Source organism: Actinocorallia herbida (genome assembly GCF_003751225.1).
GTDB lineage: Bacteria > Actinomycetota > Actinomycetes > Streptosporangiales > Streptosporangiaceae > Actinocorallia > Actinocorallia herbida.
Map to the genome: position 1 here is coordinate 7,001,840 of NZ_RJKE01000001.1, position 18,434 is coordinate 7,020,273.

Here is an 18,434-nt window from a genome sequence, read left to right on the forward strand (position 1 = left end):
CCTCGGGCGAAGCCAGGCCGCCTCGCCGCGCAGGCGTAACCGAACCCTCGGTGGAAGGGCGGGCCGTCCCCCGCCGGGCGCTCGTCGGCCGCCGGCCCCTCAGGAAGGCCACGGAAATGCGACGCGCGCTGGGCGCTCTTGTGCTTTTTCTCCCCCTCGCCGCAGGCTGCGGCTTCTCCACGTCCTCCGGCGAGGCCGAGGGCACGGGCTCTCCTTCGGCGGGCCCCGTCACCGTCGAGGCCGCCAACGGGACCGTGACGCTGCCGGGCCCGGCCGAGCGGATCGTCTCGCTGTCCCCGACCACCACGGAGATGCTGTTCGCGATCGGCGCGGGCGGCCAGGTCGTGGCGGTGGACGACTACTCGACGTACCCCGAGGAGGCGCCGCGCACCGACCTGTCGGGGTTCAAGCCGAACGCCGAGGCCATCGCCGGGTACAAGCCCGACCTCGTCGTCCTCTCCGACGACATGGACGGGATCGTCGGCGCGCTCGGCAAGCTGAAGATCCCGGTCATCCAGGAGCCCGCGGCGACCGTCCTCGACGACTCCTACGACCAGATCGCCGACCTGGGCACCGCCACCGGCAAGTCCGCGGAGGCCACCGAGGTCGTCGAGACCATGCGCGACCGCATCGACGCCGCGGTGAAGGCCGTGCCGGACGGTTCGGGCCTCACGTACTTCCACGAGGTCACCACCGACCTCTACACGATCACCTCCAAGACCTTCATGGGCCAGATCTACGGCCTGTTCGGGCTGGAGAACATCGCCGACGGGGCCGACAAGCAGGGCACGGGCTACCCGCAGCTCTCCGCAGAGGCCGTGCTCAAGGCCGACCCGCGGCTGATCTTCCTGGCCGACGCCAAGGGCGCGGGTCAGTCCGCCGAGACGGTCTCCGAGCGCGCGGGCTGGTCGGGGCTCACCGCGGTCAAGGAGGACGGCGTCGTGGCGCTCGACGACGACATCGCCTCCCGCTGGGGCCCGCGGCTGCCCGACCTGATCGAGGCGGTCTCCGCCGCGGTCCAGAAGGCCGCGGCCTAGCCCTATGCGTTCCCGTGCCCGGCTCCGCCCGGTGCCGCTGGCGGTCACGCTCGCGGTGCTGCTGGCGTCCCTGGCGGCCGGGCTGCTCGTCGGCGCGATCGCGCTGCCGCCCGGCGCGGTGCTCCGGGCCGTCGCGGGGCTGCCCTCGGGGCTCTCGGCCATGGAGGAGGCGCTGGTCTTCGAGTTGCGCCTCCCCCGGGTGCTGCTCGGCGCGCTGGTCGGCGGGCTGCTGGCGCTCGCGGGCGCTGGTTACCAGGGCGTGCTGCGCAATCCGCTCGCCGACCCGTACCTGCTCGGGTCGGCGGCGGGCGCGGGCGTCGGCGCGACCCTCGTCATCCTGTACGTGCCGGTCGCACCGCGCCTCGGCGTGCCGCTCGCGGCGTTCGCGGGGGCGCTCGCCGGGGTCGCGCTCGCCTATGCGCTCGGCCGGGCGGCCGGGCCCGGGACCGGCACGCTGATCCTCGCGGGTGTGGCGGTCTCGTCCTTCCTGTCGGCCGCGCAGACGTTCCTCCAGCAGAGCCGGCTGGAGGACCTCCAGCAGGTCTACACGTGGATCCTCGGCGGGCTGTCCGGCGCGTCCTGGCAGACCCTCGGCATGGTCGCGCCGTACGCGCTCGTCTCGACGGTCGTGCTGCTGCTGCACGGACGGCTCCTGGACCTCCTCGCGGTCGGCGACGACGAGGCCGCGGCCCTGGGGGTGCGGGCCGCCCGGGTCAGGTTCACCGTGCTGGCCGCCGCGTCGCTGGCGACCGCGTCGGCGGTGGCGGTGAGCGGGCTGATCGGGTTCGTCGGCATCGTCGTGCCGCACCTCGTGCGGATACTGGCCGGGGGCTCCTACCGGGTCGTGCTGCCGCTGTCGTTCCTGGGCGGGGCGGCCTTCCTCGTCCTCGCCGACCTGCTCGCGCGGACCATCGTCGCCCCGGCGGAACTGCCCCTCGGCGTCGTCACCGCGTTCGTCGGAGCGCCCTTCTTCCTCGCCGTCCTGCGCTCGTCCCGGGGGCGGTCCTCGTGATCGAGGTCGCCGGCCTGTCCGTCGACCGCGACGGGCGGCGCGTCCTGGACGGCGTCTCGCTGACCGTGGGCAAGGGCGCGTGGGTGGCGGTCGTCGGGCCCAACGGGGCGGGCAAGTCCACACTGCTCCAAGCCGTCGCTGGGCTTCTGCCCTACTCCGGACGGGTCGCCCTTGCCGGGCGTACGGCGTTCCGGGGACGCGAGCGAGCCAGGACGATCGCTTACGCGCCGCAGAACCCCGTGCTCCCCGAGGATCTGACGGTCTTCGACTACACGCTCCTCGGACGCGCCCCCCACCTCGGCTACTTCGCCCGCGAGTCCGCCCGAGACCGGGCGGTCGCGGAGGCCGCCCTGGCGCGACTCGACCTGACGGGCTTCGCCGGAAGACGGCTCGGCCGGATGTCCGGCGGAGAACGGCAGCGGGTCGTGCTGGCCCGCGCGCTCGCCCAGCAGGCGCCCGTCCTCCTCCTCGACGAGCCGACGACCGCCCTCGACCTCGGCCACCAGCAGCAGGTGCTGGAACTCCTCGACGAACTGCGGACCGAGGAGGGCCTGACCGTCGTCACCACCCTGCACGACCTGGGCGCCGCCGGGCAGTACGCCGACGAACTGGCCCTGGTGTCCGGCGGCCGGATCGCCGCCTCCGGTCCGCCCGGCGCGGTGCTCACCGCCGACCTGGTGGCCGCCCACTTCGGCGCGCGCGTGCGCGTCACCGACGGGCCGGACGGCCGGCCCCTGCTGGCATTGGAGCGGCCGTGAACATCGAGACCGCGTGGCGGGACGAGGACGGGGCGCGGCTGCCCGCGCTGGTCTGGCGGTCCGGGCCCCGGCGGATGATCTCCTCGGGGATGGTCGGCGGCGGCATCGCCGAGGGCGGCTGGGTGCTCAACGCCCAGGTGCCGGGCGGCTACTCGCGGATGGACCCTGTGGCGCACCTGGGAGAACTGGCCTCCGGCTTCGGCCTCGACGGCCCCGGGGTCGGCCTCCTTACCGCGGCGGAGGTGAACGCCCACGAGACCGGCCGGGACGGCGGCGTTCACGCGGTCGCCACCGTCGGTCTCAGGGTCCCGACATGGGCGGCCGCTCAGGAGGGCGCGCAAGACCCCGAGCTGGCTCCCATGGTGACGCCCGGCTACCGGCCCGGGACGATCAACATCGTCGTCGACGTGCCCGTCGCGCTGTCGGACGCGGCGCTGGTGAACGCCGTCCTCACCGTCACCGAGGCCAAGACGCAGGCCCTGCTGGAAGCCGGATACGACTGCTCGGGCACGGCGAGCGACGCCGTGTGCGTCGCCGCCCCGCCCCTGGGCGAGCCCGAGCCGTTCGCCGGGCCGCGCTCGGTGTGGGGCGCCAGGATCGCGCGGGCCGTGCACGCGGCGGTCCTCGCGGGGGCGCTCGACTACCGCCGCAGACTGGGACTGATCGCGTCCACGGGGCGGCCGGACCGGGGCACGTTGGGTTAAAGTCGCGGTAAACCGATCAAGGAGCGCGCGATGGTGACCGTCGTCCTCGTTCTGCTCTGCGTGGCAGTCGGGGTCCTGGAGCTTTACGCCGGAAGGCAGTCCAAGTACCAGGCCGAGGCGTTCGTCAGCAGGGTGCGCGACCTGCACGACCTGGTGCTGCGCCAGCACAACCGGCTGGAGACGACGGGCCGGGAGCTCAACGAGGAGATCACCGAGGTCAAGCAGCGGATGCTGCCCGACCTGGGCTTCCGGGTCAGCCAGCACGGTGGCCGGATCGACGAGATGTCGTCGCTGCTGCACCGCGCCGAGGAGTACATCCGGGCCCAGGCGATCCGGCTGCACGAGCTGGAGAAGCAGCGCGAGGTGCTCGCCGAGCTGCGCGGCAGGCTCTCGGACATGGAGTCGGCCCAGCCGCCCGTCGCCGTTCCGGCGGTCGCCGGCGCGAGCGGCGAGGCCCGCATGGAGGCCGCGCTGTCGCGGATCGCCGACCTGGAGACCGACCGGGGCCGGGTGATGGAGCTGCACCGCGACCTGTCCTCGACCCTGGAAGAGATCGAGGAGGTCGTCGCCGACCTGCTCGGCTACGCCTCCGGCGAGCTCGACCACGCGATCACCAGCACCCTCGACGACGGAACCGAGCCTCTCACCACCGTGGGCGGCTCGCTCATGTCGGCCGACCCGGCGCTGCGCGAGGTGCTCGCCGACGTCTACGAGCGCTGCGTCGAGGGCAGCGGCCTGCACATCAGGTTCCGCAGCGTCGAGGAGAACCTGACCCGCTACTACCTGACCGGCCGGATGCTGGAGGAGCTGGGCGGCGGCTACACCTCGCTGCTGCTGTCGCTCACCATGGACACCGGCCTCGCGGCGACCCGGCACGGCGCGGGCGGCGACGCCGCCTCGGTCCGGGCGCTGCTGCGCGCGCTGCACGAGTCCGCGGGGGCGGTCGCCAAGATCGGCCCGCTGGTGGTCAGCCGGACCACCGACACCCTGGTCTGCGGGGTGCTCTCACACGTGCAGAGCGCCGAGTTCGAGCGGCGCGGATTGCTCGCCGACCCCGCCTCGGCCACCGCCCGGCTGCGCGAGCTCGCCGTGCATCAGTTCTGGGATCTGACGGCCTGGGCCGTCCGCCCCGCCTCCGGATAGGCCTGCACGACGACCCCGTCCCCGGTCATCCGGACCAGGAGCCGGGCGTGCGGCCTGCCCGTCTCGCGGTCGAGCTCCACGCCGAGGCCGAGGCCCTTCTCGTCGTCGAGGAAGACCACGTCGCTCAGCGACTTCGCGGCCCGCACCGCCGAGCCCGCCGTGTCCGCGTCGTGCGGGTCGAACAGGGTCTGGTAGGTCAGCCTGCGGGCGTAGGCGGTGAGCGAGGCCGCGTCGACGACGCGGCTGCCGACCGCGGCGTACGGGCCGCGGATGGCGATGCCGGTGAGGCGGCCGCGGTCGCCGCGCACGAAGATCTCCCGGTCCACCTCGCGCCGCGCGACGCCGCGCGGGAACTGGAAACCGAACCCGCTCGCGTCGGCGAAGACCGGCGCGGGCCCGGGGCGGGAGGAGAACCGCACGTCACCGGGCACGGGCTTGTGCCCGGGCAGGTACAGATCCAGGCTCTTCACCAGCAGCTTCCACACGGCACGGCCCGCCAGTTCCGTACGGAACGCCTCCTGTGCCTCGTGCGGACCGGAACCCGGACTATGACCCATGGTCACCTATCGTGGGGTCAACGGCGGCTCCCGCACAAGACTTACCGCGGCACACCCCGCCCGGAGACTTCCTGACCGGTGATCAGCGGGCCGCGCCCGTCCGCCCTCCCCGTCAGGCCCTGCCGCGGATCTCGAGCCGGTCGAGCAGCACCGCCGTGGCCTCGGCCACGGCCGCCACGGCCTCCTCGAAGGCCGCGGCGTTGTGCGCGGCGGGCTGGCGGAACCCGGAGATCTTGCGGACGTACTGGAGGGCGGCGGCGCGCACGTCGTCCTCCGTGGCGTCCTCGGTGAACGGCGGCCTCAGCGTCTTGATGCTCCTGCACATACCTCCATCATCGCCCCTTCGCCGCGCTGCCCGCCTCCCTCGCCCGAGGGAGGACGTCACAGGACGCAGAGCACGGCCGTGGCGTCGTCGTGGCGCTTGGCGCGGGGCCAGCGCTGGCAGTCGGGGTCGGCGTCCTCGGCCGAGCGGGTCTGGTCGATGAGGGCCTCGGGACCGTCGGCGACAAGCAGGGTCAGCAGCTCCTGCCAGCCGAGGATCTTGAAGCGGTCGGCGAGGCGGGACGCGCCGTCGGTGAGCAGCGCGGCCCTGCGCAGCGCCCCCGGCGGCCGGGCACCGGTGATCGCGCGGGCCGCCGCGGCCGGATCGGCGGCGGCGTAGGTGCGGGCGTACTCGCGGGAGACGACCTCGACGCTGTCGCCGGAGTCCAGCAGCAGCACCGAGTCGGCGAGCACCAGGTACTCCACCCCCTCCGGGCGCTCGCGCAGCGCGAGGACGGTCGCGGCGGGCGTCGCCGGATGGCGGAGGTCGCAGGTGCCGGCGTGGCGCTGCGCGACCGCCTCGATCGCGTCCGCCAGGCAGGCTCGCAGCGCGTTGCCGCGATCCATCGGGGCCACCGGGGGTTCCAGCATCCGGCCCAGCAGGTCGAGGCCGAGCGTACGGGCGTACCATGCGGTTCCGTGCCGGCAGCCGAGGTCGGTGCCCGGCGGGAGGCTGCACCCGTCGAGCACCACCACCGCCCCGTCCGCCGCGGCGACGAAGTCCTCGTTGGGCCAGTCCCTGTTCGGAACGGCCCGAGTCGCCCAACTCACCTTCATGGATGCCTCCCGGTCCCCGCCGGACGCCCACCGGACGTCCATTGTTCGACTACCGTTTTCACCGACCCGTCTTCGGAAAGGACGAGACCCATGCTCCTGCTCTTCGGTGGCTTCGGGCTGATCCTGCTCGCGTTCTGGATCTTCTGCATCTTCGATGTGCTCACCACCGACGCGCAAGAGACCCGGGCGCTCCCGAAGCTCTTCTGGCTGGTGATCGTCCTCCTGCTGCCCGACATCGGCTCGATCCTGTGGGTGCTGTTCGGCAGGCCCCGTCCGCCGTGGGAGCTGTGGCGGCGGCCGCCCGCGACCGTCGCCTCGGCGCCGGACGACGACGAGGACTTCCTGCGCGGCCTCCAGGCCCGCGTCGAGGAGCAGCGCCGCAAGGCCCGCGAGCAGCAGCAGGGCGACGACACCTGACCGGTCGACGGGCACGGCGCGTCACCGGTCCCCGGGCCTGATCGTCCTCGGCCGCCGCGTGCTCCCCAGCCGCCCGCCCCGGGCCTTCCCCGACCGGCCTCCCGGGGGCTCAGCCCGACGTGACGGGCAGCAGCACCGTTGACGGGTGCGCGGGCCCGTGCAGGATCTCGTGGCGCTGCCTGACCAGCCTGGTGGCCGTGCCGAGGGGTTCGCCCGTGCCGGGGTTTCGGGAGAACCGGGGGTGCGAGCCGCCCGCGACGTGGACCCGGATCCGGTGGCCCGCGCGGAAGCGGTGGGCCGTCGGCCAGAGGTCGAGGTCGGCCTCGTGCGGACCGGGGCCTTCGAGGACGAGCCTGCGCAGGCCGTCGCAGACTCCGGTGGAGCGGCCCGCGCGGTCCACGTCGCAGACCCGGACGAGCAGGTCGGTGTGCGCGGTGTCGGACCGCAGGTGGATCCGGGCGCGGACCGGGCCGACGACGTCGAGGTCGCGGGCGAGCGGCGGCGAGGTGAAGACCAGGACGTCAGAGCGGGTCTCGACCGCGCGCTGGTCGCGCGGCCCGCCTCCCGAGCCGAGCAGCGGGCCGCCCTCTCCCGGAGTCGGGTCCGAAGGGTCATAGGTGAAGGACGAGGACGAAGGCTCGGTCGAAGGCTCGTCCCGCAAGGTGCCGTCGCCTTGGAGGTGGAAAGCACGAGGTTCGGCGGGCGGCGGCCAGGAGGCGTAGCCCCGCCACTCATCGGCGCCCTGGAGGTAGAGCCGCACGGGGTCGCCCTCGGGAGGCAGGCCGCGCAGGTGCGCGCCGAACCAGTCGAGGGCGTCGCGCGCGGCCGCGCCGAACAGCGCGGGCGAGGTGTGCCGCCACGGGCCGATCGTCAGCCGGGTCGTCCGGCCCGCCGCGGCGAGCGCCTCGTGGTCGGCGAGCTGGGACTGGAGGAAGATGTCGTGCCAGCCGGTGACCAGCGTCGCGGGGGCGGTCACGTCGGCGACCGTCGCGCGGTGGTCGCGCGAGCCCGTCCAGTAGGCGTCACCGGGCTCCGCGTGCGCGAGCCACTGCCGGTACCAGCCGATCGGGACGCCCGCGGCGGCGACGTCCGCGTCCGCGAGGGGCAGCGTCGCGTAGGCGCGGGCCAGGCGCCGGGCCGACCCCGGCCGGCGGGGCGCCGCGCCGGTCCGCCGGGCCATGCCCGCCGCCCATGACAGGCTGCCGCGCAGCGTGAACGCCTCACCGAGGTAGGTCTGGTCGCGGAACTGCGAGGCGCTGGCGAACGGCGCGATCGCGGCGAGCCTTCCGCCCGCCTCGGCGGCGATCGCCCACTGCGCGAGGCCGAGGTAGCTCGGCCCGAACGTCACGGTCCTGCCGTTCCACCAGGGCTGCTGCTCCACCCAGTCGAGCGCGGCGAGGCCGTCGCGGCGCTCGTCGAACGGGCTGAACTCGCCTGCTGAACCGTCCGTCCCGCGCACCGCCTGGACGACGACCTGGTAGCCGCGCTCGGCGAACGGCCAGGCGGTCGCCTGCGCGACCCATCCTCGCCGCCCGTAGGGGCTGCGCACGAGGACGGTCGGCGCGTCCGGCACCCGGCGCGGCAGGTAGACGTCGGCGCGGAGCACCGTGCCGTCGAACGACGGCACGGGCACGCCCCTGCGCACCTCGATGTCGCGGGAGAGCGCGGGGGGCAGCCCGAGGACGCGGGCGGCGACGCGGCTGAGCGGCGGCATGCCGCGAGCCTAGCCGCCGGTCAGCCGCCGGGCTGTACCGAGATCTGGTCGCCGCGCACCACGATGGTCACACCGGGCTCGAGGTCCTTCACGGTACCGGTCTTGGTGGTGGTGACCGTCGTCTGGTCGCCGATCTGCACCTTGACGGTCCGGCCGTCGGCGGTCTTGACCTCGACGGTGTTCCCGGAGACCTTCCCGACGGTCCCCATGGTGACGTTGCCGCCCCCGAACCCGCCGCCCCCGAACCCGCCGCCTCCGCCGGTCTGGCCGCCCGGCCTTCCCTGGCCGTTCTGCCCTCCGCCCATCTGGCCTCCGCCGGGGAAACCGCCTTGGCCTCCGCCGGGAAAACCGCGCTGCGGCCCCTGCGCGACGGTGGACGCGTCGGCTCCACCCCACTGCTTGTCTGCGTAGACGCCGCCGATGAAACCGACGACGGCCACCACACCCGCCCCGAGGACGAGGGTCGCCACGGGCAGCTTGGCCCGGGGCGGGTGCGCGGCGAGAGCCTCTTCAAGCGTCTCCTCGTACGGGGACGTCTCCAGCAGTTCCTGCGGGCTCATGGGCTCGGACATGGGTGGCAGCATCGGGCCGCCGTCTGGGTGATCGGTGAGGCTCCGATGAGAGAACGATGAGATCAGCCGGTGGTGACCTCCACCGTCACCGGCATGCCGGTGCGGATCTTCGCGGGCAGCGACGACAGCGACACCAGCACCTCGTAGCGCACCACCGTGGTCGACGACTGCTGGAAGCCGCCGCCCCCCGCGGTCGTGCTCTCCGCGCTGACCGGGGTCGGCGCGACGGTCGTCACCTTGCCCTTGACGGTCTTGCCGAGCGAGTCGAAGGTGATCGACGCCTTCTGGCCCGCCTTGAGCAGGATCGCGTCGGCCTCGGTGAAGTCCGCGGTCACCCGCAGGTCCTTCATGTCGGTCAGCGTGATCATCGCCGAGCCCGCCGACGCCTCGGCGTCGACCACGGCGGTCACCGAGGTGACCGTGCCGGAGAACGGCGCGTAGATCTTGGTGCCGTCCACCTCCCGCTGGGCCTTCCGGTAGGTGTTGCGCGCCTGGATCATCGAGGCGTACAGCTGCTTCTTCTGGTCCTTCTCGGCGTCCGCGTAGCTGTCCTGCGCCGCGACGTACGCGGTGTAGGCGGCGTTCAGGGACTCGGTCGGGACGGTCGCGTCCACGGTCGCCAGCAGGTCGCCCTTGGCGACCTTCCTGCCGGCCTTCGTGTCGACGTCGGCGATGATGCCGCCCGTCGCGAAGGAGAGCGAGGTGACGCGGGCGCTCTCGACGGTCCCGGAAGCCGAGACCGTCCCTTCCGCGGCCGCGTCGGCCGGCGCCGCGGGGGACGCCGAGGCGCTCGCCGACGCCGCGGGCTCGGCCGCGTCCGCGCCGTCGCCGTCACCGGAGCAGCCGGTGAGGCCGCCCGCGAGCAGGACGCCGAGAACGCCGAGCGCGGCTGCCGTGGTCTTGTCGAACTTCATGGTCCTCAACTGCCGTTCTGGTCGCCGCCGCCTTGGCCGCCGTCGCCGCCGCCCTGACCGCCTTCACCGCCCTGGCCGCCGCCGGGGAAGCCCCCGCCGCCACCGCCCTGCGGCATCAGCGAGGAGCACTCCTGGAAGGCCGCCTGCTGCTCGGCCGACATCGACGGCCGACCCGTCGGCTGGCCGCTCGGCATGTCGGTGGGCCGGTCGGAGGGCCGGCCGGTCGGCGCGCCCGAGGGCCGCTGGCCGCCCCCGCCCATGCCGCCGCCCTGCGGCATCGAGACGCCGTTCTTCTCCAGGCACTCCTGGAAGGCGGTGAAGTCCCCGCCGTTCTGGGTGCCGCCGTCCGTCGCCTCGTCACCGCCGCAGGCCGCGGTGCAGGCCAGGACCCCGGCGAGCGCGAGGCCGCCGGCGATACGCACGATCTTCTTCATGGGGGGTCTCCTCAGTTTCCGCTGGGTGCCTGCAGGCCGCCACCGCCGCCGGGGAACCCGGACGTGCCGGACCCCTCGCTGACGGACGTGGCGGTGACCGTGCCGTCCTCACCGGTCTCGCCCCGCACGACGACGCTCGCGCCGGACTTCAGGTCGGCCGCCTCGCCGTTCTCGCTGAGCGTGATCGTGGTGTCGCCGCTGGTCTTGACCTCGACGCTCTCTCCGTCGGACGTCTTCAGCGTGATGACGCCGTCCTTCACCTTGGTGACGGTCCCGGCGGTGACCCCGCCGCCGAAGCCACCGCCACCGAAACCGCCGGTTCCGCCGCCCTGGCGCTGCCCGGACGCGGTCGGCATGCCGCCCGTCCCGGTCTCCTCGGCGCCCCAGGTCTTGTGCGCCTGGACGCCGCCGATGAACCCGGCGACCGCGATGATCCCCGCGACCAGGTAGGTCGCGGGCCGCGGCTTCGCGCGGCCCGGCTTGGCCGCGAGGTCGGCTTCGAGGTCGCCCTCGAAGGGGCTGCCGTCGAGGACCGCCGGTCCCGTCTCCACGACGGGTGCCGCGTCGGTCCGGGTCGCGGACGGGTCGCCCTCGCCCGCGCGTCGTGCCTTGCTCATGATCCGTCCTCTACTCGTGTCGCAGGGCTTCGATGGGCCGCAGGTTGGCCGCGCGGTTGGCGGGGTAACTGCCGAAGAAAAGGCCGATCGCGACCGAGACGCCGAGCGCGAGCGCGACCGACGACGGCATGATCACGGGCTTGACCCCGACGATCTCGAACCGGCTGCCGACCACCCCGACGACGACGCCGAGGATCCCGCCGAGCACCGAGAGGATCGTCGCCTCGGCGACGAACTGCCCGAGGATCGCGCTCTTGGGGGCGCCGATGGCCTTGCGGATGCCGATCTCGCGGGTCCGCTCGGTGACCGTGACGAGCATGATGTTGGTGACGCCGATGCCGCCGACGAGGAGGCTGATCGCCGCGACCGCCGCGAGCAGCACCGTGAAGGTCTTGCTGGAGTCGGCGACGGCGTCCTGCGCGGAGGCCTGGTTGTAGACCGTGAAGTCCGCGGTGGAGCCGGTGATCTCGTGCCGCTGGTTGAGGATCTCGGTGATCTCGCTCTGCGCGGCGTCGACCACGTCGGCGTTCTTGGCCTGCACGACGATCTGGCTGAGCGAGCCGTAGCTCGTCAGGCTGCCCTGCACCGCGGTGATCGGCGCGATGGCCACGTCGTCGGCGTCCTGGAAGCCGGTCGAGGACGAGCCCGACGCGGCGAGCACCCCGATGACGGTGAAGGTGGTGCCGTCGACGTTGATCTTCTTGTCGAGCGGGTCGACCGTGCCGAACAGCTCATCGGCGACGGTCTGCCCGATGAGGACGACCTTCGCGCGGGCGTCCACCTGGGCCTGGGTGAATCCGGCGCCCTTCTCGACGGTCTTGTTCGCCGCCTTGAAGTAGCCCGGGTAGGTCCCGATGAACTGGCTGATGTCGTGGCTCGTCGTCTCATAGGTGGTGGTGACGGAGTTCGCGTTCACCACCGGGGAGGAGCTCTCCACGCTCGGGGCCTTGTCGGGGTCGACGAGCGCCTTGGCATCGTCGATCGTCAGCTGCTTGGCCTGGGTGCGCGGGCCGCTGGACGTCGAGGACTGGCCGCCGCCGGGGAACCCTCCGCCACCGCCACCGCCACCGCCACCGCGTCCCGTCGTGGACGAGGAGACGGTCAGGGAGCCGGCGCCGAGGGAGCTGATGCTGCTCTTGATCGCCTCCGAGGAGCCGTTGCCGACCGCGACGAGCAGGATGACCGAGGCGACGCCGATGAGGATGCCGAGGGTCGTCAGACCGCTGCGCAGCTTGTTGGCGCCGAGGCCGCGCAGGGCGAACCGCAGGACTTCGTAGAACTTCACCGGGCTCCTCCGGCCAGCAGGGCGGGCGGCGGACCCTGGACGGGCGCCTGGCGCCGGTCCTCGATGATGTCGCCGTCCACGAGCTTCAGGACCCGCTTGGCACGCGCGGCGACCTCGTCCTCGTGGGTGATGATGGCGATGGTCCGCCCGGCGTCGGACAGCCGGTCGAGGATGTCCAGGACGTCCTGGGTCGAGCGGGTGTCCAGGTTGCCGGTCGGCTCGTCGGCGAGCAGCAGCGACGGCGAGGTGCCCAGGGCGCGGGCGACGGCGACGCGCTGCTGCTGGCCGCCGGACAGCTCGTTCGGCTCGTGCCCGATGCGGTCGGAGAGACCGACCATCTCCAGCGCGGCCAAGGCGCGACGGCGCCTTTCCGCGGGCTTCACGCCGCCGTACGCGAGGGGAAGCTCGACGTTGGCAAGCGCGCTCATCCGGGGGATGAGGTTGAACGACTGGAAGATGAACCCGATCTTGCGGTTGCGCAGGATCGACAGCTGCGCCTCCTGGAGCACGCCCACGTCGGTGCCGTCCAGCAGGTAGCGGCCCGCGGTCGGCACGTCGAGGCAGCCGAGGATGTTCATCAGCGTGGACTTGCCGGACCCGGACTGGCCCATGATCGCCACGTAGTCGCCGCGCTCGACCTGGAGGGTGACGCCGCGCAGCGCGTGCACGGTCGTCTCGCCCTGGCCGTAGACCTTGGTCACGCCCCGGACGTCGAGGACAGGGGGGGTCATCGGCCGCCACCGCCGCCGAATCCACCGGTGCCGCCGCCACCGAAGCCGCCGGTGCCGCCGCCGGGGAAGGTGCCGCCGCCGGGGAAGCCGCCGGTGGTGGTGGAGCCGGTGGTCGTGCTGGTCACCTGGATCTGGTCGCCCTCTTCGACGCCCGACGTGATCTCGGTGCCCGAGGTGCCGGTGACGCCCGTCTCCACCGTGACGATGGACGTCTGCCCGTCCTTCACGACGGTCACCGTGCTCTGGCCGCCCGCGGTGCTGATCGCCGCGGCCGGGACGTACAGCACGTCCTTGGCCTCTGACGTGACCACGGTGACGGTCGAGGTCTGGCCGATGCGGACCTTCGCGGGCTTGGAGGTCAGCGTGATCGTCACGGAGAAGGACACGACGTTGTTGGTCGTGGTCGGCTCGGTGTCGATCGCGGTGACCTTGCCCTCGGCGGTGACGTCGCTCAGCGCGTTGAAGCTGACGGTCGCGCTCTGGCCGACCTTCATGTCGGTCGTGTCGGACTCGGTGAAGCTGCCTTCGACCTTGAGCTTGCTGGGGTTGGCGATCTCGATGAAGCCGGAGGAGGAGGTCGAGCCGGTCGAGCCGGCCGTCCCGGAGGAGGAGCCGGACGAGCCCGAGGACGAGCCGCCCTCCTCGCCGTTGACGGCGGTGACGGTGCCCTTGAAGGGCGCGTAGATGATCGTGCCGTCGAGGGCGCGCTGGGCGCTCTGCACGGAGTTCTTGGCCTGGACGTACTGGGCGTAGCCCTGGGTGGAGTCGGTGTCGCCGTCGGCGGCCACCGCGAGGTTGGCCTGGGCCGCCTCAAGGTTCTCCAGCGCCTCGGTCTGGTCCAGGACGGCGAGCTTCTCGCCCTTGGCGACCTTCTCGCCGACCTTGACGTAGATCTCGTCCACGGTGCCGGAGCCGGAGAAGGACAGCGCGCTCGACTTGGCGCTCTCCACGGAGCCGGACGCCGACACCGACGCCGTCAGGTCGCCGCGCGAGACCGACACCGTCCGGGTGGTCGCCGCCGCCGGCTCGTCCTCTCCGAATAGCGCTCCATCCCCGAGGGAGAGATAGGCGACGCCCACACCGCCGACCAGCAGCACGCCCAGCGTGCCGTTGACCACGACGGCCCGGCGCTTGATGAGGGATTTCATGAGAGCCGAGGCTGCCGAGGTCTTCTGGGCCGCCGGTGATCCCCACGTGAGAGTCAGATGAGATCCACCGCCGCACACTCATCTAACGTCCGATTTCCGGTTAAGAAATGACTCATCCGGGTAAGCCACCGTCCTTGGCATGATTCCGCCCATTGTGCTGTCGGCGGTGCTCGCTCTGGGGCAGGTGACGGGGATGAACACCGCGGCGGGCCTCACGGCCAAGCTCAACGCCTACCTCGCGGACCGCTCCGGAACCGTGTCGGCCGCCGTCACCGATCTGGAGACGGGGCAGACCTACCGGTACCACCCGAAGGTCCGCACGGCCACCGCGAGCATCGTCAAGCTGGACATCCTCGAGACCCTGCTCCTCAAGGCCCAGGACGCCGACCGCGCCCTGACGTCCGGGGAGGAGGCCCTCGCAAAGAACATGATCACCCTCAGCGACAACACCGCGGCGACGTCGCTGTTCACCTCGGTGGGCGGGGCGGCGGGCCTCGCCGCGGCCAACCGAAGGCTCGGCCTCACCCAGACGACGCCTTCCTCCGCGTGGGGCGCGACCACCACGAGCGCCGACGACCAGGTGCGGCTGCTCACCTCGCTCGTCTCCCGGACGAGCAGGCTCACCAAGACCAGCCGCTCCTACGCGCTCGGCCTCATGGGGGACGTCACGGCGAGCCAGGCCTGGGGCGTCAGCGCGGCCGCCAGGACCGGGGACAAGGTCGCGCTCAAGAACGGATGGCTCCCCCGGCCCGTGCACGGCGGCCTGTGGACCGTCAACAGCGTGGGCCGCGTGACGGGCCACGGGCACGACTACCTGATCGCGGTGATCTCCGAGCGGAGCACCTCGATGCCGGAGGGGATCGCCACGGTCGAGCACGTCGCGCGCGCCGTGGCCCGGGGGATCGCCTGAGCCGGGGGCCTCCCTGGGAACGTTCCCATCGGAGGGGGCGTTCAGCCCTTCGGGGCGTCGCGGAGCATGCAGCTGAGCCGCGACGTGCAGACGCGCCGGCCGGCGTCGTCGGTGATCACGATCTCGTAGGTCGCCAGGCTCCTGCCGCCGTGGACCTTGGTCGCCACGCCGATGACGAAGCCCTCGGTCGCCGACCTGTGGTGCGTCGCGCTGATCTCGATGCCGACCGCGATCCGGCCCTCGCCCGCGTGCAGCGCCGAGCCGACCGACCCCAGCGTCTCGGCCAGGACGACGGACGCGCCGCCGTGCAGCAGACCGTAAGGCTGCGTATTGCCCTTCACCGGCATCTTCCCGACCACCCGGTCGGGCGAGGCCTCCAGGATCTCGATGCCCATCTTGTCGCCCAGATCTCCGCCGCCCCTGGCGAAGAAGGCCTCCAGCGACCCCGTTGTCTCAGCGTCCACCGCGTTGAACTCCCGCCGCTCGGTTCCGGCCGTTGCCGGAAACTGTCACCGGTCGAGACTAGGCTCTGCACGTGGCTATCGCGGAACCGACCCCTCAGACCCTGCTCCTGCTCGACGGGCACTCCCTGGCGTACCGGGCGTTCTATGCCCTTCCGGTGGAGAACTTCTCGACGACCACCGGGCAGCACACCAACGCGGTGTTCGGCTTCACCTCGATGCTGGTGAACGTGCTGCGGGACGAGAAGCCCACCCACGTCGCCGTCTGCTTCGACCGCTCCGAGCCGACGTTCCGCCACACCGCCTACGACGAGTACAAGGCGGGCCGCGCCAAGACGCCGGACGAGTTCCGCAGCCAGGTCCAGCTGATCCAGGAGATGCTCGACGCGCTGCGCATCAGGCACCTGTCGGTGTCCGGATTCGAGGCCGACGACCTCATCGCCACCCTGGCCACCCGCGCGTCCGGTGAGGGGATGCGCACCCTGATCGTCACCGGCGACCGGGACGCCTTCCAGCTCGTCGACGCCAACACGACGGTGCTCTACCCCGTCAAGGGCGTCTCGGTGCTGGCCCGGATGGATCCCGAGGCCGTCGAGACCAAGTACGGGGTCTCCCCGCAGCGGTACCGGGAGCTCGCCGCGCTCGTCGGCGAGACCAGCGACAACCTGCCGGGCGTGCCCGGCGTCGGCCCCAAGACCGCCGCCAAGTGGCTGGCCGCCTACGACGGGCTGGACAACCTCATCGCCCGGGTCGACGAGATCAAGGGCAAGGCCGGCGAAAGTCTCCGCGAGCACCTCGGCGAGGTCATCCGCAACCAGCAGATCAACAAGCTGGACACCGAGGTCGAGCTCGACGCCGCCCCGGCCGAGCTCACCATCGGCGACTGGGAGCGCGCGGAGATCCAGGCCCTGCTGGACACCCTGGAGTTCCGCGGCGAGCTGCGCGAGCGGCTGTTCAACACCATCTCCGAGAACGTGGTCGAGGCCGAAGAGGGCTTCACCGTCGAGCTGGCCGACCTCTCGCCCGGCGCCCTCGGCGATTGGCTCGCCGCCCGCTCCGGCCGCGTCGGCGTCGCGGTGGCGGGGCGCTGGGGCCGCGGCGGCGGCGATCTCACCGCGATCGCCCTCGCCGACGTCGAGGGCGCGGCGGTCCACTTCGACCCCGCCGGGCTGGCCCCGGAGGACGAGCGGGCCCTCGCCGCCTGGCTCGCCGACCCGGCCAAGCCCAAGACCATGCACGACGCCAAGGGGCCCGGCCTCGCCTTCGCCGCCCGCGGCCTCACCCTGGCCGGGGTCACCGACACCGGGCTCGCGTCCTACCTCGTCGCCCCCGACCAGCGCTCCTACGAGCTCGGCGAGCAGGTCCTGCGCTTCCTGCACCGAGAGCTGCGCGAGGAGGCCGAGCAGTCCGGCCAGCTCACCCTCGACGGCTCCGACGAGGACGACGCCGCCCAGGAGCTCGCGGTCCGCGCCCGCGCGGTGGTGGACCTCGCCGAGGCGCTCGACGGCGAACTCGAGCGGCGCGGCGCGGCCCGGCTGCTGGCCGAGCTGGAGCAGCCGCTGGTCCCGATCCTCCTGGGCATGGAGCGCGCGGGCATCGCGATCGACCACGAGCACCTGGCGAACCTGTCGGCCACGCTCGGCGGGCAGGCCAAGGAGGTCGAGCAGAACGCGTTCGACGCCGTCGGCCACGAGTTCAACCTGGGCTCCCCCAAGCAGGTGCAGCAGGTCCTGTTCGACGAGCTGGGCCTGCCCAAGACCAAGCGCACCAAGACGGGGTACACCACCGACTCCGAGGCCCTCACCGGCCTGCTGGAGAAGAACGAGCACCCGGTGCTGGAGCGCATCCTGCGCTGGCGCGAGGTGTCGAAGCTCAAGTCCATCGTGGACTCGCTGATACCGCTGGCCGACGACACGGGCCGCATCCACACCACGTTCAACCAGACGGTCGCGGCCACCGGCCGGCTCTCGTCCACGGACCCGAACGTGCAGAACATCCCGACCCGCACCGACGAGGGCCGCCAGATCCGCGAGGCGTTCACCGTCGGCCCCGGCTACGAGTGCCTGCTCACCGCCGACTACAGCCAGGTCGAGCTGCGGATCATGGCGCACCTGTCCGGCGACGAGGCGCTCATCGAGGCGTTCGCCTCCGGCGCGGACTTCCACACGATCACCGCGGCCAAGGTCTTCTCCGTCGATCCGGCCAGCGTCACGCCGGAGCTGCGCAGCAAGATCAAGGCGATGAACTACGGGCTGGCCTACGGCCTGTCGGACTTCGGCCTGTCCCAGCAGCTGCGGATCAGCCCCGGCGAGGCCCACGGCCTCAAGGAGGAGTACTTCGAGGTGTTCGGCGGGGTGCGCGACTACCTCGCCGAGGTCGTCGCCGACGCCCGCCGCGACGGCTACACCGAGACCATCCTCGGCCGCCGCCGCTACCTGCCCGACCTCAACTCCGACAACCGGCAGCGCCGCGAGATGAGCGAGCGGATGGCGCTGAACGCCCCCATCCAGGGCTCGGCCGCCGACATCATCAAGGTCGCGATGATCCGGGTGGACGAGGCGCTGCGCTCCTCCGGCCTGTCCTCGCGGATGCTGCTCCAGGTGCACGACGAGCTCATCTTCGAGGTCGCCCCCGGCGAGACCGACGCCCTCCGGGAACTCGTCCGCACCCAGATGGACGGGGCCTACGCGCTGCGCGCCCCCCTGGCCGTCTCCATGGGCACCGGCCGTACCTGGTTCGACGCCGCCCACTGACGGTGACGGCCGGGGCCGCCGGACGGTCCCGGCGTCACTGTCCGTCCATTTTCACCGTGTCGCAGGTCACCCTTGCGTCACCGCCTTTGCGCGGACCCACCCCGCTCGCTACCGTTGACCAACGGGCCTGGAACGCCGAGTAGAAAACGCATGAACATGCGGTCCCAAA

20 protein-coding genes are annotated in these 18,434 nt (G+C 72.5%); 8 read left to right on the forward strand and 12 right to left on the reverse strand.

Features of this window, described 5'->3' with window-relative positions:
- Window positions 1-116 precede the first annotated feature (116 nt).
- The 5 genes from EDD29_RS32025 to EDD29_RS32045 are packed head-to-tail and all read left to right on the forward strand — an operon-like array spanning window position 117 to window position 4,654.
- Window positions 117-1,037, forward strand: a complete 921-nt coding sequence (locus EDD29_RS32025; protein WP_123668011.1) for an ABC transporter substrate-binding protein — start codon at window positions 117-119, stop codon at window positions 1,035-1,037.
- Window positions 1,038-1,041: 4 nt separating this feature from the next.
- Window positions 1,042-2,049, forward strand: coding sequence for a FecCD family ABC transporter permease (locus EDD29_RS32030; RefSeq protein ID WP_123668012.1), 1,008 nt, complete (start codon window positions 1,042-1,044; stop codon window positions 2,047-2,049).
- A complete protein-coding gene (locus EDD29_RS32035) occupies window positions 2,046-2,807 on the forward strand; it encodes an ABC transporter ATP-binding protein (protein WP_123668013.1) in 762 nt (253 codons plus the stop codon). The genes EDD29_RS32030 and EDD29_RS32035 overlap by 4 nt, the downstream gene beginning before the upstream one ends.
- Entirely contained in the window at window positions 2,804-3,511 is a 708-nt protein-coding gene (locus tag EDD29_RS32040; RefSeq protein ID WP_246053108.1) for an adenosylcobinamide amidohydrolase, read from the forward strand. Before EDD29_RS32035 ends, EDD29_RS32040 begins: the two co-directional genes overlap by 4 nt.
- Window positions 3,512-3,541: 30 nt before the next feature.
- The gene (locus EDD29_RS32045; RefSeq protein WP_123668014.1) at window positions 3,542-4,654 is read left to right on the forward strand and encodes a hypothetical protein; all 1,113 of its coding nucleotides are present in this window, start codon (window positions 3,542-3,544) and stop codon (window positions 4,652-4,654) included.
- On the opposite strand, the gene EDD29_RS32050 is transcribed toward EDD29_RS32045, so the two are convergent.
- From EDD29_RS32050 to EDD29_RS32060, 3 genes are all read right to left on the reverse strand, one after another.
- A complete protein-coding gene (locus EDD29_RS32050) occupies window positions 4,606-5,211 on the reverse strand; it encodes a hypothetical protein (protein WP_148086164.1) in 606 nt (201 codons plus the stop codon). The genes EDD29_RS32045 and EDD29_RS32050 overlap by 49 nt on opposite strands.
- 112 nt (window positions 5,212-5,323) lie before the next feature.
- On the reverse strand, window positions 5,324-5,536 hold the full coding sequence (locus EDD29_RS32055) for a DUF2277 family protein (RefSeq protein WP_123668016.1): 213 nt from the start codon (window positions 5,534-5,536) through the stop codon (window positions 5,324-5,326).
- Window positions 5,537-5,592: 56 nt separating this feature from the next.
- Window positions 5,593-6,309 carry a protein phosphatase 2C domain-containing protein gene (locus EDD29_RS32060; protein WP_123668017.1) on the reverse strand — a complete coding sequence of 239 codons (717 nt, stop codon included), beginning with the start codon at window positions 6,307-6,309 and terminating at the stop codon, window positions 5,593-5,595.
- 90 nt (window positions 6,310-6,399) lie between these two features.
- On the opposite strand from EDD29_RS32060, the gene EDD29_RS32065 reads away from it, so the two are divergent.
- Complete coding sequence (locus EDD29_RS32065; RefSeq protein WP_123668018.1) at window positions 6,400-6,726, forward strand: PLD nuclease N-terminal domain-containing protein; 327 nt, start codon at window positions 6,400-6,402, stop codon at window positions 6,724-6,726.
- Window positions 6,727-6,835: 109 nt separating this feature from the next.
- On the opposite strand, the gene EDD29_RS32070 is transcribed toward EDD29_RS32065, so the two are convergent.
- From EDD29_RS32070 to EDD29_RS32105, 8 genes are all read right to left on the reverse strand, one after another.
- Window positions 6,836-8,440: a CocE/NonD family hydrolase gene (locus tag EDD29_RS32070; protein WP_123668019.1), complete on the reverse strand. Its 1,605-nt coding sequence runs from the start codon at window positions 8,438-8,440 to the stop codon at window positions 6,836-6,838.
- 20 nt (window positions 8,441-8,460) lie between these two features.
- Window positions 8,461-9,012: a hypothetical protein gene (locus EDD29_RS46540; protein ID WP_211360052.1), complete on the reverse strand. Its 552-nt coding sequence runs from the start codon at window positions 9,010-9,012 to the stop codon at window positions 8,461-8,463.
- Between the two features lie 62 nt (window positions 9,013-9,074).
- Complete coding sequence (locus tag EDD29_RS32080) at window positions 9,075-9,926, reverse strand: efflux RND transporter periplasmic adaptor subunit (protein WP_123668020.1); 852 nt, start codon at window positions 9,924-9,926, stop codon at window positions 9,075-9,077.
- Between the two features lie 5 nt (window positions 9,927-9,931).
- Entirely contained in the window at window positions 9,932-10,360 is a 429-nt protein-coding gene (locus tag EDD29_RS46545) for a PT domain-containing protein (protein ID WP_211360053.1), read from the reverse strand.
- A gap of 11 nt (window positions 10,361-10,371) precedes the next feature.
- Entirely contained in the window at window positions 10,372-10,977 is a 606-nt protein-coding gene (locus EDD29_RS32090; RefSeq protein WP_123668021.1) for a hypothetical protein, read from the reverse strand.
- A 10-nt stretch (window positions 10,978-10,987) separates the two neighbouring features.
- A complete protein-coding gene (locus EDD29_RS32095; protein ID WP_123668022.1) occupies window positions 10,988-12,262 on the reverse strand; it encodes an ABC transporter permease in 1,275 nt (424 codons plus the stop codon).
- Window positions 12,259-12,993, reverse strand: coding sequence for an ABC transporter ATP-binding protein (locus tag EDD29_RS32100; RefSeq protein ID WP_123668023.1), 735 nt, complete (start codon window positions 12,991-12,993; stop codon window positions 12,259-12,261). The genes EDD29_RS32095 and EDD29_RS32100 overlap by 4 nt, the downstream gene beginning before the upstream one ends.
- Window positions 12,990-14,141 carry an efflux RND transporter periplasmic adaptor subunit gene (locus tag EDD29_RS32105; protein WP_123668024.1) on the reverse strand — a complete coding sequence of 384 codons (1,152 nt, stop codon included), beginning with the start codon at window positions 14,139-14,141 and terminating at the stop codon, window positions 12,990-12,992. Before EDD29_RS32105 ends, EDD29_RS32100 begins: the two co-directional genes overlap by 4 nt.
- A 139-nt stretch (window positions 14,142-14,280) precedes the next feature.
- Between EDD29_RS32105 and EDD29_RS32110 the strand changes: the two genes are divergently transcribed.
- Complete coding sequence (locus EDD29_RS32110; protein ID WP_123668025.1) at window positions 14,281-15,051, forward strand: serine hydrolase; 771 nt, start codon at window positions 14,281-14,283, stop codon at window positions 15,049-15,051.
- 41 nt (window positions 15,052-15,092) lie between these two features.
- Here EDD29_RS32110 and EDD29_RS32115 read toward each other — a convergent pair whose 3' ends face one another.
- Window positions 15,093-15,446 (reverse strand): PaaI family thioesterase, encoded by a 354-nt coding sequence (locus tag EDD29_RS32115; protein WP_123670808.1) that lies wholly within the window; start codon window positions 15,444-15,446, stop codon window positions 15,093-15,095.
- Between the two features lie 140 nt (window positions 15,447-15,586).
- On the opposite strand from EDD29_RS32115, the gene polA reads away from it, so the two are divergent.
- Complete coding sequence (gene polA / locus EDD29_RS32120; RefSeq protein WP_246053109.1) at window positions 15,587-18,265, forward strand: DNA polymerase I; 2,679 nt, start codon at window positions 15,587-15,589, stop codon at window positions 18,263-18,265.
- The last annotated feature ends 169 nt before the right edge of the window (window positions 18,266-18,434 follow it).

Bases quoted from the DNA above. Each gene is read 5' to 3' on its own strand.
- EDD29_RS32025 (WP_123668011.1), top strand. From the start codon at position 117: ATGCGACGCGCGCTGGGCGCTCTTGTGCTTTTTCTCCCCCTCGCCGCA.
- EDD29_RS32030 (WP_123668012.1), top strand. From the start codon at position 1,042: ATGCGTTCCCGTGCCCGGCTCCGCCCGGTGCCGCTGGCGGTCACGCTC.
- EDD29_RS32045 (WP_123668014.1), top strand. From the start codon at position 3,542: ATGGTGACCGTCGTCCTCGTTCTGCTCTGCGTGGCAGTCGGGGTCCTG.
- EDD29_RS32050 (WP_148086164.1), bottom strand. From the start codon at position 5,211: ATGGGTCATAGTCCGGGTTCCGGTCCGCACGAGGCACAGGAGGCGTTC.
- EDD29_RS32055 (WP_123668016.1), bottom strand. From the start codon at position 5,536: ATGTGCAGGAGCATCAAGACGCTGAGGCCGCCGTTCACCGAGGACGCC.
- EDD29_RS32060 (WP_123668017.1), bottom strand. From the start codon at position 6,309: ATGAAGGTGAGTTGGGCGACTCGGGCCGTTCCGAACAGGGACTGGCCC.
- EDD29_RS32065 (WP_123668018.1), top strand. From the start codon at position 6,400: ATGCTCCTGCTCTTCGGTGGCTTCGGGCTGATCCTGCTCGCGTTCTGG.
- EDD29_RS32070 (WP_123668019.1), bottom strand. From the start codon at position 8,440: ATGCCGCCGCTCAGCCGCGTCGCCGCCCGCGTCCTCGGGCTGCCCCCC.
- EDD29_RS46540 (WP_211360052.1), bottom strand. From the start codon at position 9,012: ATGTCCGAGCCCATGAGCCCGCAGGAACTGCTGGAGACGTCCCCGTAC.
- EDD29_RS32080 (WP_123668020.1), bottom strand. From the start codon at position 9,926: ATGAAGTTCGACAAGACCACGGCAGCCGCGCTCGGCGTTCTCGGCGTC.
- EDD29_RS46545 (WP_211360053.1), bottom strand. From the start codon at position 10,360: ATGAAGAAGATCGTGCGTATCGCCGGCGGCCTCGCGCTCGCCGGGGTC.
- EDD29_RS32090 (WP_123668021.1), bottom strand. From the start codon at position 10,977: ATGAGCAAGGCACGACGCGCGGGCGAGGGCGACCCGTCCGCGACCCGG.
- EDD29_RS32100 (WP_123668023.1), bottom strand. From the start codon at position 12,993: ATGACCCCCCCTGTCCTCGACGTCCGGGGCGTGACCAAGGTCTACGGC.
- EDD29_RS32105 (WP_123668024.1), bottom strand. From the start codon at position 14,141: ATGAAATCCCTCATCAAGCGCCGGGCCGTCGTGGTCAACGGCACGCTG.
- EDD29_RS32110 (WP_123668025.1), top strand. From the start codon at position 14,281: ATGATTCCGCCCATTGTGCTGTCGGCGGTGCTCGCTCTGGGGCAGGTG.
- EDD29_RS32115 (WP_123670808.1), bottom strand. From the start codon at position 15,446: ATGGGCATCGAGATCCTGGAGGCCTCGCCCGACCGGGTGGTCGGGAAG.